A 16,657-nucleotide genomic window follows, 5' to 3' on the forward strand; every position below is an offset into this window, starting at 1 on the left:
CAAAAGAATTGAGAGGATACACAGTGAAAAACGTTATTCCAGAAGTGGATTCACAGAGCATGGACATAGTCGCCGACAACATCAGTAAACTCAAAGAACTGTTCCCAGAAGCTTTTAGCGAAGGCAAAGTCGACTTCGATGCGCTGAAAGAAGTGCTAGGTGACTATATCGATGGCCGTGAAGAACGCTACAGCTTCACCTGGAATGGCAAAAGCAAAGCCCGCATGCTGGCACAAACCCCAAGCACCGGCACTTTACGCCCCTGCAAAGAAGAATCCGTTGATTGGGATAACACTCAGAACCTGTTTATCGAAGGTGACAACCTCGAAGTGCTCAAGCTCCTGCAAAAGAGCTATCACAAAAAGGTCAAGATGATCTATATCGACCCTCCATATAACACGGGTAAAGACTTTGTTTATAAAGATAACTTCAAAGACAATATCAAAAACTATAAAGAGATCACCGGTCAGGTAGATGGTGAAGGAAGAAATCTATCAAATAATCCAGAGACCAGCGGACGCTATCACACGGACTGGTTAAATATGATGTATCCGCGCTTGAAGTTGGCTAGGAACCTTTTGAAAGATGATGGGGTTATATTCATATCTATCGACGATAACGAGATTGCCAATTTAAAAAAAATATGCGACGAAATCTTTGGAGAAGAAAACTGCCGTGGAATAGTTTCTAGGCCAACAGGTACGCCAAGTGGGCAAGGCTACGACATACTTGTGAATGAAATTGATTACGTTTTGGTCTATGCAAAAACATCTTCAGCTGCACTCCTAGGTCTTCCTTTCTCTAAAGAAGATGAAAAGATCTACGATCAAGAAGATCAATGGGGCAAGTATCTTACTCGATCACTTCGAAAAACAGGTGGTGAAGACCGCAGAGAAGATAGGCCCACGATGTATTACGCAATAAAGGACCCCGATGGAAACGATATATATCCAGTAGGTCCAACTGGGTATGAAAGTCGTTGGCGATGTGGTGAAGATTCGTATATCAAGCTTATTTCTGAGAATCGAATTGAATGGAAGAAGGGAGATGATGGTTGGAAGCCGTATCAGAAATTCTATTTAGAAGGAAGGCTTAAACAGCCTTCTAACCTTTGGCAGGGAATAGAGGGTAACAAAAAGGGTAGTTTGACCGTTAAGGGGTTGTTAAAAAGTAAAGTATTCGAAACTCCGAAGCCAGTTGGGCTTATTGAAAGATGTCTGCGAATATCTACCAAGTCCGATGATTTGATCCTGGATTTTTTTGCAGGTTCTTCAACAACTGCCCATGCAGTATACCAACTTAACGTAGAGGAAAGTTGCGGTCGAAAGTTTATTATGGTTCAGTTGCCCGAGGTTATTGAAAAAGATTCGCTCGCGTTTAAAGAAGGTTATAAAACCATTGCGGACCTCAGTAAGCAGCGTGTTCGACGAGCTTCCGCCAAAATCAAAGAAGAAAACCCAGATTACCAAGGCGACCTCGGTTTTAAAGTTTTCAAACTCGACTCTACCAATATCAAGCCTTGGGAGCTGGACTTTGATCTGACTGAGCAGGATCTGGAAGAGCAGATCTCCAATATCAAGCTTGATCGTAAAGAAGACGATGTGCTTTTTGAGGTGCTGCTGAAGTACGGCCTAGACCTGACCTTGCCGATTACAGAGCATAGCGTGGCGGGCCATAAGGTATTTGATATCGGCATGGGGGCGCTGATGATTTGCCTGTCAGACGACATTACCCTTGATGTCGTAGAAGGCATCGCTAAGCTCAAAGACGAACTGAAGCCAGAAATCATGCGAGTGGTATTCAAAGACGCCGGTTTTGCCGACGACGTGGTAAAAACCAATGCAGTACAGATTCTCAAACAGGCTGGTATTGAAGACGTAAGGAGCCTCTAAAATGAGCATGAAGATTCAGTTCGATGCCAATCTGGATTATCAGCGCCAGGCGATTGAGTCCGTTACGGGCGTCTTCGCCGGTCAGGAAATTTGCCAAACTAACTTCACTGTGGCACCTTTGCAATCCTGGGAGGAAGGAACGCTGTTTTATGGTACTCAGGAAGATAGCCTGGGTATCGGTAACCGCCTGCGCCTGCTGGATGAAGATATCCATGCCAATATCCGCAAAATACAGTTGAAAAATGGCCTCGCGCCGTCAGAAGATTTTGATTCAAAAGGCGGCATCAACCTGACGGTGGAAATGGAAACCGGCACAGGTAAAACCTACGTTTACCTGCGTACGGTTTTCGAAATGAACCGGCTCTATGGTTTTACCAAGTTTATTATCGTGGTGCCGTCAATCGCCATTAAAGAAGGGGTGCAGAAGTCACTGGAAATTACGGCGAATCATTTTAAAGAATTGTACGAAAACGTGGCTTTTGATTATTTCACTTACGACTCCAGTAAGCTGTCCGATGTTCGCAACTTTGCCACTAGCCCCGATATTCAAATCATGGTGATCAATATCGATGCCTTCCGGAAAAGCTTTACCGACCCGGAACAAGAGAGCAAAGCCAACATCATTCACCGGGCACACGACCGCATGACCGGTGCCAAGCCAATTGAGTTTATCCAGCAAACCAACCCGATTGTAATTGTGGATGAGCCGCAGAGCGTTGACACGACCGATAAAAGTAAAGAGGCAATCGCCTCGCTTAACCCCATGTGTACACTGCGTTATTCTGCAACACACGTCGAAAAGCATCATATGCTCTACAAGCTGGATTCAGTCGATGCCTACGAGCAAAAACTCGTTAAGCAAATTGAAGTGGCTGGCATTGAGGTAAAGGATGGCCATAACAAGGCCTATATCAAGCTGATTAGTGTGAACAACAAGAAAAGCCCGAACAGTGCCAAAATCGAAATTGATGCTCGTTTGAAGAATGGCAGTATTAAGCGTAAGGAAGTTACGGTAACCAGCGGAACGGATTTGCTGGATGCCAAGTACAGCGGTGGCCGCGACGTGTACGACGGCTACATCATTGATGACGTCTACTGCGAACAGGGCAATGAATACATCAGCTTTACCAGTAAGTCCGATATTCTGAAACTGGGTCAGACCTTGGGCGAAGTAGACCCGGATGAGTTTAAACGCCTGCAGATCCGCAAGACCATTGAAGAACATCTCGATAAAGAAATGCGCCTACGCCCACAGGGCATTAAGGTTCTGAGCCTGTTTTTTATCGACAAGGTCGCCAACTACCGCTGGTACGACGAAGACGGTAACCCGCAAAAGGGTAAGTTCGCTCTGATGTTTGAAGAAGAATACGATCGCGCCATTCGCAAACCCAAGTACAGCCAGCTATTTGAAGGTGCCGATCTGGATACGGCTGCGGATGGTGTGCATAACGGCTATTTCTCGGTCGACAAGAAGAAAGACAGCTCAGGCAACGAGATGGTGAAAGACTCATCGGGTAAAACCGCTGCTGATGAAAGCGCCTATAACCTGATCATGAAAGATAAAGAGAAACTGCTGAGCTTTGATTCGAAGCTGAAGTTTATCTTCTCTCATTCAGCGTTGAAGGAAGGTTGGGATAACCCGAACGTGTTCCAGATCTGCACCCTGAACGAAACCACATCTGTCATTAAAAAACGTCAGGAAATTGGTCGGGGCTTGCGTATCTGTGTAAATCAGAATGGTGAGCGGGTACACGGTTTTGCGGTGAATACACTCACCGTAATGGCCAATGAATCCTACGAGCAATTTGCAGAGCAATTGCAGAAGGAAATCGAAAACGAAGAAGGCATCAAATTTGGTGTGGTTGAAAAGCACCTGTTTGCCAATATCGTGGTGCTGGTTGATGATCACAATCACGAATACTTGGGTACCGAAGCATCCAAACAACTGTGGGATCACTTGCAGAGCGAAGGCCACATTGACAACAAGGGCAAAGTTCAGGATAGCCTCAAGGTATCGTTAAAGAGCGGTACTCTGGCGTTGCCGGAGGTATTCCAGCCCCATGCAGCACAGATTGTGTCGGTACTGAAAAAAGTATCCGGTAATCTGAACATCAAAAACCGTGACGACAAAGCCAAGGTTTCCCTGAACAAAGCGGTGTATCTGAGCCCCGAGTTTCAGGCGCTGTGGGATCGTATTAAATACAAAACCACGTTCCGCGTGGACTTTGATACCAACGCATTGATTGAAAAGTGCGCTGAAGAGATCAAAATTAACCTTCAGGTCGGCAAGGCTCGCTTCACCTATCGTAAGGCTAAGACTGAAATAGACCGTGGTGGGGTGCATACACAACAGGTTCAGGAAACAAGCAGCCTGTACGAATCGCGCGCGTTCGATTTGCCCGATTTGATTACTTATTTACAGAACGAAACCAACCTGACACGCCGCACCATTGTTACCATTATCAACAAAAGCGGTCGCCTGGAATCATTCAAGAACAATCCGCAGAAATTTATCGAGCAGGCCGCCAGCATCATCAAAAGCCAGATGCGCCTGTTTATCGTCGATGGCATCAAGTATCACAAAATTGGTGATGACCAATTCTATGCTCAGGAATTATTCCAAAAGAACGAATTGTTTGGTTATCTGAAAGACAACATGGTTAAGGCCGAAAAGTCCGTTTTTGACCATGTGGTTTACGACTCCGATATCGAGCTGGAATTTGCCTCGGCGTTCGAGTTAAACGACGATATTAAGATCTACGCCAAGCTCCCCGGATGGTTCAAAATCGATACGCCATTGGGTGGATACAACCCCGACTGGGCAGTGTTGATTGATCAGGATGGGAAAGAAAAACTCTATTTTGTCGTCGAAACCAAGAGCACGCTTTTCTCGGTGGAACGACGTCCGGAGGAAAATGCCAAAATCAAATGTGGTTATGCACACTTTGAAGCACTGGGTGATGACGTGAAGTTTACGGTATCTAATTCGATGGATGAGTTTTCAAGCAGGTATGCGTGAGCATTGTTAATTCACAGTTTTTGAAATGAACGATTTTAAAAGGAAGTCAAAATGAAACTTGGACTGGATCTGGAGAACTGTTATGGCATCAATAAACTGGTGCAGGAGTTAGACTTTACCAGAATTGATGGCGTTGACGGCGTGTGCTCTTTGTATGCGCCCAATGGAACATTGAAAACCTCTCTGGCCAAGACACTAAAGGACATTGAAGACGACAGGCAGTCAAAGGACGTTATCTTTCCTGAGCGAGCAACGAAACGAGTTGTTACTTTAGATGGCCAGCCAGTTGATGCTGGCCAGATAATGGTAATTAATTCATACGACGAAAGTTATAGCTCCAAGCAGGTTTCCACGCTATTGGTTAATGAGGCCCTAAAGCGTGACTATGACGAGGCCTTAAAAGAAGTCGATGATAAAAGAGCCCTGCTAATAAAGGAGTTAGCAAAGTCATCAGGAAAGCAGAACAAAGCGATTCCGGAGTTGATCTGTGAAGCATTTGATCGGCCGGAAAAGGAGTTTCTTGACCTGTTGGTTGAATTGAAGCTTCAGACTGCGCAAGATTATTCTAGTTTTGCCGAGTTTAAGTATGGAGATCTTTTTAATCCAAAGGTTCTGGATCTCGCTGCTACAGAGAGTTTCGAGCAGGAGTTGACTGGTTATGTGGAAACCTATGAAAAACTCATTAGCGAATCAGCGGTTTTGTCGAGGAGTTTCAATCACCAGAAAGCGGGAACTGTTTCTAAAAGCCTCTCCGATACAGGCTTCTTTGATGCATCTCATAGCGTCAATCTTTCAATTAATGGCCAAAAGCAAGAAGTAACTTCCAAAGACCGTTTAAATGAAATTCTGCAGGAAGAGCAGAATAAGGTTTTTCAGAATCCCGAACTGAAAGAAAAATTTAGCAAGGTCGATAAAAAGCTAACCACAAAAGAGACTCATGCCTTTCGAGATTTTATTTCAGAACACCAAGAGCTATTGCCGGAATATAAGGACGTAAAGGGCTTCAAGAAAAAGCTGATTACAGGCTATCTTCAATCACACCAATCAGTTTGGGATGACCTTGTCTCAACCTACAAGTCAAATCAGGAAAAAGTTAAATACATTATTGATCAAGCGAAGCAGCAGGAAACGATTTGGAAGGGCGTTGTCGATATATTCAACAAGCGATTTTCCGTTCCATTCAAGCTTAGGGTGGACAATCAGGATGATGTCATTCTTAATAACGCTGCCCCATCTATCGAGTTTGACTTTGATGATGGTCGCGGTGGTCAGCAGCAGGTTAAACATGAAACCTTGCTTGATACTCTAAGCCAAGGCGAGAAACGTGCACTTTACATCCTGAATGTTCTTTTTGAAATTGAAGCTAAAAAGAACGCAGGCGCACCGATATTGATCGTCATAGACGATATTGCCGACTCCTTTGATTACAAAAATAAGTATGCAATCGTTGAGTACCTTCGTGATATTGCTCAGGTTACACATTTCTACCTTTTGATTCTTACGCATAACTTCGATTTTCATAGAATTGTAGGTGGTCGAATAATTGGAAGCAGAAATCGCGTTGCGCGCAATAGGCGAATGCTGGCTACTAAGACATCGACGGAAATAAAACTTAATCCTGAAAAGTACCAGAATGATGTATTCGTCGCTTGGAAGCGAGATATGCATCAAAATGAGCATTACATGCTAGCCAGTATTCCATTTGTTAGAAATCTCGCTGAATACTGTGGGTACGATGCTCATTACTTAACACTGACATCACTGCTTCATCTAAAGGCAAATAGTCAAAACATCACGGTGCAGGAATTACAAGATATATATCGAGCTGTACTTGTAGATAAGCCTGCCTTGATCCTGCCAGATACTACATCACGTGTGATTGACAAGATATTTCAGAAGGCAGACGTATTATCAAGCGCTGCGCATGAGTCACCTGAGCTTGAATCCAAAGTTATTGTTGCAATGGCTATCCGGCTGAAAGCAGAGCAATTCATGATTGCCCAGATTAATGACCAAGCATTTGTAGATAGTATCGAATCTAATCAGACACGAGAGCTGTTTGATAAGTATGTTGAAATGCTTCCAGGTCACACAGACATCATACGCTTACTGGATCAAGTAAATTTGATGACACCAGAAAACATACATTTGAACTCATTTATGTATGAGCCAATCCTTGATATGTCTGCTCATCGTCTTTATACCTTGTACAATGAGGTGAAACAGCTTGGAAACTAATGGCAACGTCTCATTCTGAAGTCAACAATAGAGATGACGCGCAGGATGACAAGGTGGTGACAATATCACCAAAATGTCACCACTTAGAATGGTAACCTATGGACAATTTAAGAATCGCGTACGATGCAGAGGAATAATGGCCTAAAGCCATTGTCACCAGTAGTGAATGTTACGTGTGAATGGGAACAGGCGGCTTCTTATCGTCTGGTATGGAGTATGTCCACAAACTGAACGAGAAAGCTTCTTTATCCGCATTTGGTCAAGAGCTAAACCCAGAGTCATACGCAATCTGTAAAGCAGATATGCTGATTAAGGGGCAAAAGGTCGATAATATCAAGCTGGGTAACACCTTATCGAATGATCAGCTCCGCAATGATAAGTTTGACTATATGCTATCTAATCCGCCTTTTGGTGTGGATTGGAAGAAAATCCAAAAATACATCACTGATGAGCATACCCAAAAAGGTTTTGAAGGACGCTTTGGTGCAGGGTTACCTCGTGTGTCTGATGGTTCATTACTGTTTTTGATGCACCTGATTAGTAAAATGCGCCCTGAAAGCGACGGTGGTTCACGTATCGGTATTATCCTGAATGGTTCCCCACTTTTTACTGGCGGAGCGGGTAGCGGTGAGAGTGAAATTAGACGCTATATTCTGGAAAATGACTTACTCGAAGCGATTGTGGCACTGCCTACTGATATGTTCTACAACACGGGTATTGCCACTTATATTTGGGTGTTATCTAACCATAAACTAACTACTCGCAAAGGTAAGGTTCAGCTAATTAATGCGTCAAAAGAACGTGCTAAAACAGGTGGGCGTAGTGGTGGCGGTGAAGTTGAAGGCAATGATGAAAACGTGTTTTATGCTGCTATGCGTAAATCACTGGGCAGTAAGCGTAAAGAACTGACAGAAGAAGCGATTGAGACAATCGTGCAAATATACGGTCAGTTTGTAGAAAATGACTTTAGCAAAATTTTTGATTACAGAGCGTTTGGCTATCGACGAATTACGGTTGAACGTCCACTGAAATTAGCAATTTTCCCGAAAGATGCTATACGCCTCGAAGCTCTGCAAGCAGATAGTGTTTGGCAGAAAATGGATGAACCCATTCAACAAGCTATTCTTGATGCGCTTACGTCATTTGAAGCCGAAAAATATTTGTCTCGGGATAAATTCCTCAAACAGTTAAAAACTAAGCTGGCAGAAATTAAATTAAGTGCAGTACAGTTGAAACTGATCGTGAAACACCTTGGTGAGCACGATGATGAAGCTGAAGTGTGCAAAGCCAAAGGCCAGATTGAATCTAATCCTGATTTGCGTGATAACGAAAACGTACCACTCACTGAAAATATTGCTGATTACTTTGCTCGAGAAGTTCTTCCACACGTACCGGATGCTTGGATTGATGAAACCAAACTAGACCCGAAAGATGGTGAAGTGGGTATTGTTGGATATGAAATCCCATTTAACCGCCATTTCTATGTTTATGAGCCACCGAGAGCATTAGAAGAGATTGATGCGGAGTTGGATGTGATATCAGCTGAAATTATGCAGTTGCTGAAAGGGGTACATTCATAATGACGGGGCGTTATAAGGCGTATTCGGAGTATAAGGAGTACAACTCAGCATGGTTCGACTTTCTCCCAAGTCATTGGCAGTCAGTTAGCTTGAAGTGGACTTCACACCTTTATTCAGGTGGAACACCAAGTAAAGACAATTTATCGTTCTGGGAAAATGGTTCAATTCCTTGGTTAAACTCTGGCGCAGTGAACCAAAGCCTAATTGAAAAACCATCAGCATTTATTACTAGAGATGCTTTTAATAATAGTAGTGCCAAGTGGATTCCAAAACAATCGTTGGTAATGGCTTTAGCTGGTCAAGGAAAGACTAAAGGAATGGTTGCTCAACTAGCTATTGATTCTACGTGTAATCAGTCAATGGCAGCTATTGTTCCAAGTAAGGATATATCTTCTCGTTTTTTATTTTGGTGGCTAACTAGCAATTATCAAAAAATTCGAAACATGGCTGGAGGGGATCTGAGGGATGGTCTCAACTTAGAGCTACTAGGAAGTATCAGTTCTCCTATTTTCGACCGTAAAGAACAACAAAAAATCGCTAATTTCCTCGATCATGAAACAGCCAAGATCGACACTTTAATAGCTAAGCAAGAAAAATTGATTGAACTGATACAAGAGAAACGCCAAGCGGTGATTTCTAATGCTGTTACCAAAGGGCTTAACCCAGATGTTCCAATGAAAGATTCAGGTGTGGAATGGTTGGGTGAAGTGCCTGAGCATTGGGATAGATCCCGCTTAGGTTTTGAATGCTCAGTGAAAGCCCGACTCGGTTGGAAGGGACTCAAAGCTGATGAGTATGTACCTGAGGGTTATATATTTTTAGCTACACCAAACATCAAAGGTTCAGATATCGACTTTGAAAATGTTAACTACATTACAAAGCAACGCTACGATGAATCACCGGAGATAATGCTTCAAGAAAACGACTTGCTAGTTACAAAAGACGGTTCAACAACTGGTACAACAAACCTTGTTAGAAGCTTGCCAGAGCCAGCAACTGTCAATAGCTCTATTGCTGTAATAAGATCTAGAGGTAATATCCACCCAGAATATTTATACTACTTTTTTGTAAGCACTTATACACAAAACGTTATTAAAAGAATGCAAGGTGGAATGGGTGTACCCCATTTGTTCCAAGCAGATCTTCGTTGGTTTCACATTCTATTACCTTCAAATATTGAACAAAAATCTATAGCCAAGTATCTCGACATACAAACAGCTAAATGTGATTTGATAATTAAAAAAGCGACCAATGCGATTCAATTGATGAAAGAACGCAAAACCGCTCTTATATTAGCCGCAGTAACAGGCAAAATTGATGTGCGTGATTGGCGACCAAAAGGAATTCAATAATGAGTCGTTTTGAAAATAAAATTGATGCAAATAATCGTTCTATTTTAGAAGTGCTCGATAATAAAAAATACACCGTTGATTACTATCAGCGTGAATATAGCTGGGAGCAGACCCACATAGAGCAGCTTGTTACCGACTTGTGTAATGCATTTTTGGACAATTACGACCCAAAACACCAACGTCAAGATGTGGCTGATTACAACAGTTACTATTTAGGTCCCTTTGTCCTTAGTGAAAAGTCGGGTAAACGCAGTATTATCGATGGTCAGCAACGTTTAACGTCACTAACATTATTTTTGATTTATCTGAATAATAAACAACGAGAACTTGGTTTAAAAGAAGCTATTTCAGGTATGATTTTCTCTGAGAAATTTGGAGTAAAATCATTCAATATAGATGTACCTGAGCGTACAGCCTGCCTTGATGCCTTATTTAACCAAGGGGAGTACGTACCACCAGAAGATGCAGATGCCTCAACGGTTAACATGGTGGCTCGTTATCAAAATATCTGTGATGCATTTCCAATAGACCGCATTGATGAAAAAGTATTTCCGTTATTTATTGACTGGTTTAAAGAATTAGTTGTTCTTGTCGAAATCGTGGCATATAACGATGAAAATGCCTACACTATTTTTGAGACAATGAACGACAGGGGGGCTAAATTTAACCCCAACTGAAATGTTAAAAGGTTTTTTGCTATCGAAGTATCGCGATGATAAAAAGCGGCAAAAGGCTAACGATTTCTGGAAACAAACGGTCATTGACCTTAAAGCTTTTGATAAAGAAGAAGATCAACGTTTTATTCAGGCGTGGCTAAGAGCAAAATACGCTGAGTCCATCCGCCAAAGTAAAGCCGGCTCACTTAACGAAGACTTTGAAAAAATTGGTACTCGTTTCCATAACTGGGTTAGAGATAACCTATCCAAGATGAAGCTTGCTAAGGCAGGTGAAAATGAGTTTGATGCGTTTATTAATACCGAGTTTAAATACTACGTGAACGCGTATAAGCGTCTGCGTCAAGCAGAAGAAACGATAACGTCAGGACTCGATTCAATTCATTACATCTATCAATGGGGGATAGCAACCTCATTAAGTTATCCTTTGATGCTTGCACCGTTAAAAACGACAGACTCCATTGAATTAGCCAACAAAAAAATGAATCTTGTGGCGAAGTATATTGATATTTTCTGTGTTCGTAGAGCGATTAACTTTCGTAACTTCTCTGCCAGCTCGATTCGCTATACGATGTACAATTTGGTTAAAGAAATCCGTAATAAAGACTATAACGAGCTACTCGTTATTTTCGATAAAATGCTGAGTGATATGGATGAAAGATGGGATGGTTTTGATAGGTTTTGTCTACATGGGCAAAACGGTCGTTTCGTTAAGTACTTACTTTCACGTTTATCGAGTTATGTCGATAGTTTAGCTGGGGCAAATACAGACTTTTCGACCTACTATCATGCAACAAATGGTAAGCCTTTTGAAATAGAACATCTATGGGCGAATAACTTTGACGATCATAAAGATGAATTTGAACAACAAAACGATTTTTATGATGTTCGAAATAAGATTGGTGCTTTGGTACTACTTCCACGAGGCACAAATCAGTCATACAGTGATAAACCATATGTAGATAAGCTTCCTCACTACATTAAAGAAAACTTACTGGTTAAGTCACTACACCCATTAGCATATGAGAATAATCCTAACTTCAATAAACTATTCACCAACAATGGGTTAGCATTTAAAGCCCATTCAGAAATGAAAGTGGCTGATATCAAGGAACGTTGTGAGTTATATCGCCAGATAGCAGAACAAATATGGTGTTTGGAGGAAGCTAACTAATGTCTGATGTGGCACAAGAAAAAATATTCCAAAACGATATCCTTGACCAAATGCTGTCCCACGGTTGGTTATTAGGCGAATCGGGCAAATACAACAAAGAGCTTGCCCTTTATCCTGACGACGTTATTGCGTTTGTGAAAGCCACACAGCCAGAGCAATGGGATAAACTCGCGCAGCACTTTCCAAATACAACAGCTGAAGTGCTACTCAAATCATTAGAACAAGAACTTAAAAAAGAAGGTACACTCTGGGTATTGCGAAATAAGGTCAATAATCGAGGTGCTAAGTTTGATCTGTGTAGCTTTAAACCGGATCACGAGCTGAACCCAACGGCAACGGTTCGTTATCAGCGAAATATTTTACGTGTTGTGCCAGAACTGGTTTACTCACCCAATGGTTATGACGGTCGATTAGATTTAACGCTATTCGTGAATGGAATACCTGTTGCCACTTGTGAGCTTAAATCTGAGTTTAAACAATCAATTGATAATGCCAAAGTCCAATATATGAAGGACAGGCTACCTAAAGATAAGAAGACACATAAGTCCGAACCGTTATTGACTTTTAAACGAGGGGCACTGGTTCACTTCGCGGTTAGCCAGTACAACGTGGCAATGACCACAAACTTAAATGGCAAAAATACCTATTTCTTACCGTTTGACCGAGGGACAAGTGAAGGTGGTAAGGGGAACGATATCCCCGAAGATGGCAGCTATGCGACATCCTATCTTTGGAATGAAATTTTCCAAAAAGATAATCTGCTGCTTATCCTTGGGCGATATATTCACCTTGAAGTCAAAGATGTTGCAAATTTAGATGGTTCAATTAGCCAAAAAGAAACGCTGATCTTTCCTCGTTATCATCAGTGGTCGGTGGTCTCTACGTTGCTCAGAACCGTAGACAATGAAGGGACAGGGCATAAATACTTGATCCAGCACAGCGCAGGTTCAGGTAAATCAAACTCGATTGCATGGTTATCTCACCAATTAGCATCAAAACACTATGATATTGATCACCCTGAGCTTGATAAGCAAGCAGGGGATAAGGTATTTGATTCCGTTATTGTGATCACCGACAGAACGGTGTTAGATAGCCAATTACAGGATACTATTTATCAGTTTGACCACAGCGAAGGGATGATTGCTCGTGTTAACCGCGAAGAGGCTCAAGGCTCTAAATCCAGCCAATTAGCTGGGGAGTTAAAGGCTAGCACCTCTATTATTATCGTGACCATTCAAACTTTTCCTCACGTATTAGAAGCGATACGCCAAGACTCAACCCTTGCAGGCCGAAGCTACGCTGTGATTGCTGATGAAACGCATTCAAGCCAGACAGGGACAACGGCTCGTAAACTGCGAGAAGTCCTTATGGCAGAGCAATTAGATGGTGATGAAGAGCTAGATAGTGAAGATATGCTGCGTTTATCACTGGAAGCTCGTAAAGGCTCGAATAAACTCAGCTACTTTGCTTTTACGGCGACACCGAAGGCAAAAACATTAGAGTTGTTTGGTCGTAGACCCAACCCTGAAGAACCAGCAAGCGATACCAATAAACCTCAGCCTTTCCACGTCTATTCAATGCGCCAAGCGATTGAGGAAGGTTTTATTCTCGATGTTCTGCAAAACTACACCAGTTATCGAGTGGCTTACCAATTAGCGCATAAAAACCCAGATTTAGACCATGAGGTAGACAGTAAGAAAGCAGCATCGAAGATGGCAAAATGGGTTCGCTTTCACCCTTACAACATTGCTCAAAAAGTGGAAACTATCATTGAACATTTCAATGATAAAATTAAGCATTTGCTAGGCGGCGAAGCCAAAGCGATGGTCGTCACCAGCAGTCGCTTAGAAGCAGTACGCTACAAACTTGCTTTTGAAAAATATGTGCAAGATAAGGGCTACACCAACGTTAATGCGATGGTGGCATTTTCGGGGGAGGTGAATGATCCTGATTTTCCTGATCATCCTTTTACTGAAAATAATATGAACCCTAATCTCCGTGGTCGCGATATGCGTAAAGCATTCGATACCTCAGATTATCAAGTCATGTTGGTGGCGAATAAATTCCAGACAGGTTTTGACCAGCCGAAATTAGTGGCGATGTATGTCGATAAGCCATTAAAAGGTGTTGAGTGTATTCAGACGCTTTCGAGGTTAAACCGTACTTATAAAGGCAAAGAAAAAACCTTTGTGCTCGACTTCGTTAATGATCCTGAAGACATATTGGCAGAGTTTAAAGTGTATTTCCAAACGGCAGAACTAGCTGATGTCTCTGATCCAAACATTGTCTATGAACTAATGAAAAAGCTCGACAAGGTTGGTATTTATCAATGGCGAGAGGTTGAGATGTTTGTTGAAACGTATAACAACAAGCAAGCAAATCAAGCCAAACTCGCTAATTTGTGTAAGCCTGCTGTTGACCGCTTTTCTGTCCGTTACAAAGAAGCGTCGCAAGTTCTTCGAGCTGCACAATCGGAGCTGTCGAAGGCAAAAATTGAGAAGAACGACAAAAAAATTAAATATGCTGAAAATAGCGTAAAGCACGCGAAAGAAGCCCGAGATATTCTTGAGGTATTCAAGAAAGACCTCATCTCGTTTTATCGCTACTACGAATTTACGTCTCAGATTGTCAATTTTGATGATTATGAATTAGAAAAACTGAGTATTTTCGCCAAATATCTTCATCCGTTGCTGCGCCTCGATGTTGTGGAAGACGAAATTGATTTATCAGATGTGGTGATGACACACTATCGTCTTCACGAGCAACGCGAAGCCGATTTACAGCTTGGCCTTATGATTGGAGAAGAACCAAAGCCCTATTTGCCTGCGGCAAAAGAAGGCTCTGGTGCTGTGCCAAAAGATCCCAAAACTGAATTGCTCAACGAGATCATTCAGAGAATGAACGACTTGTTTATTGAAGATGGCTTATCTGAAAATGATATGCTCAACTATGCGAATACGATTGCAGGCAAAATCTCAGAAAATGAAGTCGTTATGGATCAGCTGCGCAGTAATACCAAAGAACAAGCTATGCTCGGTCAATTCCCTGAGTCAATCAACAATGCCATTATTGAGAGTATGGATATTCATAATGAGATGGCAATGAAACTCCTGTCTAACGAAGCAATAGCGAAAGGCTTTGCTGGATTGATGTTTGATGTGTTAATGAAGGGATTAGGAAAGGTAAGTGAAGCTCAACGTTAACATATGATAATTCACCATCTTGGAAATACGTTCAGGGTGGTGATGTATTTGTATACTTTGAATAAAGGTCTGTGGCAGTAGAAGATATGTGCCAAAAAGATTAAGTATTGAACGGCTATGGAGTCTGGCTGAAATGGCTATGTAAATACCCCATTTATAACACAGTCATCTCGTAGAATATTTATGCCGCACTTCGGTACTCAAATGGCGTCATGTCATTGAGTGAATCGTGCGGCCGTTCGTTGTTGTATAGCTCAATCCAGTCTTCGGTTATTTGCTTCACTTCGTTCAGGTTGTTGAAAATGTAGCAATTGAGTACATCATCGCGATAAGTTCGGTTAAATCGTTCAATGTATGCGTTTTGATATGGGCAACCGGGTTTAATGTAATCAATCATAATGTCATGTGCTTTTGCCCAATTTACAAACACTTCCGAGGTGAATTCGCTGCCATTATCAACCCGAATTTTCTCAGGGTAACCGTGCCACTCAGCAAGTTGGTCAAGATAGCGTATGACACGCAATGACGGCATGCTGGTCGCAATATCAATACCTAAAACTTCGCGATTAAAGTCATCAATAACGTTAAATGTGCGGAACCTGACTTTGTTGTGTAAGCTGTCACTCATAAAGTCCATTGACCAAGATTTTCCCAATGCATTCGGTGCAGCTAACGGCTCTGGGTTACGGTTGGGCAGTCGCTTTTTGCCTTTGCGTCGCAGGTTCAGTTTTAGCTCCTTATAAACGCGATAAACACGTTTGTGGTTCCAACTGTGGCCTAGCTTTCGAAGGCGTTTAAAGCACTTCGGGAACCCCCACCGATAATGCTTGTCGATTAAAGCATTCAAGGCATCAATGATTTCGTCATCATCGGTCAGCTTTGGCTCGTAATAGTAAGCGGTACGACTGATACCAACCACATGACAGCACTTCACTACGCTTGCGTTATACTGCACCTGTAACTCGTGTGCCCAGACTTTCCGTTCTGCCACAGGCGCTAGAGCTTTTTTATGATGTCTTCTTGCATCTGTGACTTGAGACTCAACTCAGCATACATCTGCTTAAGTCGACGGTTCTCTTCTTCAAGCTCTTTCAAGCGGCGCACATCAGACGCTTCCATACCGCCGTATTTTTCGCGCCATTTATAAAACGTTGAATTACTGATGCCGTACTTACGACAAATATCTTTCACCGGCATACCCGCTTCGGCTTCTTTTAAAATCGCCACAATCTGGCTTTCAGTCATGCGTTTGCTCATCGTAAAACTCCTTTGTTTTAGTTTACAAGAAATTCTACGAGTGAGCTGTATTATTTTACGGGATAGTTACAGCTATTGTATTCATTCCTTCACTTGTAGCACTGCTTGAATCTAAAGAGAACGAGGCTGGATATGAATTAACTCAGAGTGAGGTTGAGTCGATCCGCGATAATGCTACTACTTTTGAGTTGCCATCAGACATTGTCGACGATATGGACAAAAGCCGTGGCTATCAGGATCTCAATGCGAGTAATGTCTGGAATGATTG

The 16,657-nt window shown here is 42.3% G+C and carries 8 protein-coding genes and 1 pseudogene; 8 read left to right on the forward strand and 1 reads right to left on the reverse strand.

Features of this window, described 5'->3' with window-relative positions:
- The first annotated feature begins 23 nt into the window (after positions 1 to 23).
- The 8 genes and pseudogenes from M1F17_RS07295 to M1F17_RS07330 all read left to right on the forward strand — a co-directional run bounded on the left by M1F17_RS07295 (position 24) and on the right by M1F17_RS07330 (position 15,132).
- Positions 24 to 1,892: a site-specific DNA-methyltransferase gene (locus tag M1F17_RS07295; RefSeq protein WP_131680565.1), complete on the forward strand. Its 1,869-nt coding sequence runs from the start codon at positions 24 to 26 to the stop codon at positions 1,890 to 1,892.
- 1 nt (position 1,893) lies between these two features.
- Positions 1,894 to 4,911, forward strand: coding sequence for a type III restriction-modification system endonuclease (locus M1F17_RS07300; RefSeq protein ID WP_207392880.1), 3,018 nt, complete (start codon positions 1,894 to 1,896; stop codon positions 4,909 to 4,911).
- A gap of 51 nt (positions 4,912 to 4,962) precedes the next feature.
- Entirely contained in the window at positions 4,963 to 7,149 is a 2,187-nt protein-coding gene (locus tag M1F17_RS07305; protein WP_131680564.1) for a hypothetical protein, read from the forward strand.
- A 182-nt stretch (positions 7,150 to 7,331) separates the two neighbouring features.
- Positions 7,332 to 8,729 (forward strand): annotated as a pseudogene (locus tag M1F17_RS07310) (class I SAM-dependent DNA methyltransferase); the annotation flags it as partial.
- On the forward strand, positions 8,729 to 10,081 hold the full coding sequence (locus M1F17_RS07315) for a restriction endonuclease subunit S (RefSeq protein WP_131680563.1): 1,353 nt from the start codon (positions 8,729 to 8,731) through the stop codon (positions 10,079 to 10,081). The pseudogene M1F17_RS07310 and the gene M1F17_RS07315, both read left to right, overlap by 1 nt.
- Positions 10,081 to 10,758, forward strand: a complete 678-nt coding sequence (locus M1F17_RS07320) for a DUF262 domain-containing protein (RefSeq protein ID WP_318837336.1) — start codon at positions 10,081 to 10,083, stop codon at positions 10,756 to 10,758. Before M1F17_RS07315 ends, M1F17_RS07320 begins: the two co-directional genes overlap by 1 nt.
- A 16-nt stretch (positions 10,759 to 10,774) precedes the next feature.
- Entirely contained in the window at positions 10,775 to 11,929 is a 1,155-nt protein-coding gene (locus tag M1F17_RS07325) for a DUF1524 domain-containing protein (RefSeq protein ID WP_318837337.1), read from the forward strand.
- Entirely contained in the window at positions 11,929 to 15,132 is a 3,204-nt protein-coding gene (locus M1F17_RS07330; protein WP_318837338.1) for a type I restriction endonuclease subunit R, read from the forward strand. The genes M1F17_RS07325 and M1F17_RS07330 overlap by 1 nt, the downstream gene beginning before the upstream one ends.
- Before the next feature lie 181 nt (positions 15,133 to 15,313).
- Here the strand turns inward: M1F17_RS07330 and M1F17_RS07335 are convergent.
- A protein-coding gene (locus tag M1F17_RS07335) for an IS3 family transposase (RefSeq protein WP_413242978.1) occupies positions 15,314 to 16,389 on the reverse strand; the annotation gives its coding sequence in 2 pieces (ribosomal slippage) (positions 15,314 to 16,140 and positions 16,140 to 16,389; 1,077 coding nt in all).
- Between the last annotated feature and the right edge of the window lie 268 nt (positions 16,390 to 16,657).

Origin of the sequence: Providencia sp. PROV073, assembly GCF_033688125.1 — a bacterium.
GTDB classification, from domain to species: Bacteria; Pseudomonadota; Gammaproteobacteria; order Enterobacterales; family Enterobacteriaceae; genus Providencia; species Providencia hangzhouensis.

Excerpts from the sequence above, each read along its gene's own strand:
- M1F17_RS07300 (WP_207392880.1), top strand. The coding sequence starts at position 1,894 with ATGAGCATGAAGATTCAGTTCGATGCCAATCTGGATTATCAGCGCCAG.
- M1F17_RS07305 (WP_131680564.1), top strand. The coding sequence starts at position 4,963 with ATGAAACTTGGACTGGATCTGGAGAACTGTTATGGCATCAATAAACTG.
- M1F17_RS07315 (WP_131680563.1), top strand. The coding sequence starts at position 8,729 with ATGACGGGGCGTTATAAGGCGTATTCGGAGTATAAGGAGTACAACTCA.
- M1F17_RS07320 (WP_318837336.1), top strand. The coding sequence starts at position 10,081 with ATGAGTCGTTTTGAAAATAAAATTGATGCAAATAATCGTTCTATTTTA.
- M1F17_RS07330 (WP_318837338.1), top strand. The coding sequence starts at position 11,929 with ATGTCTGATGTGGCACAAGAAAAAATATTCCAAAACGATATCCTTGAC.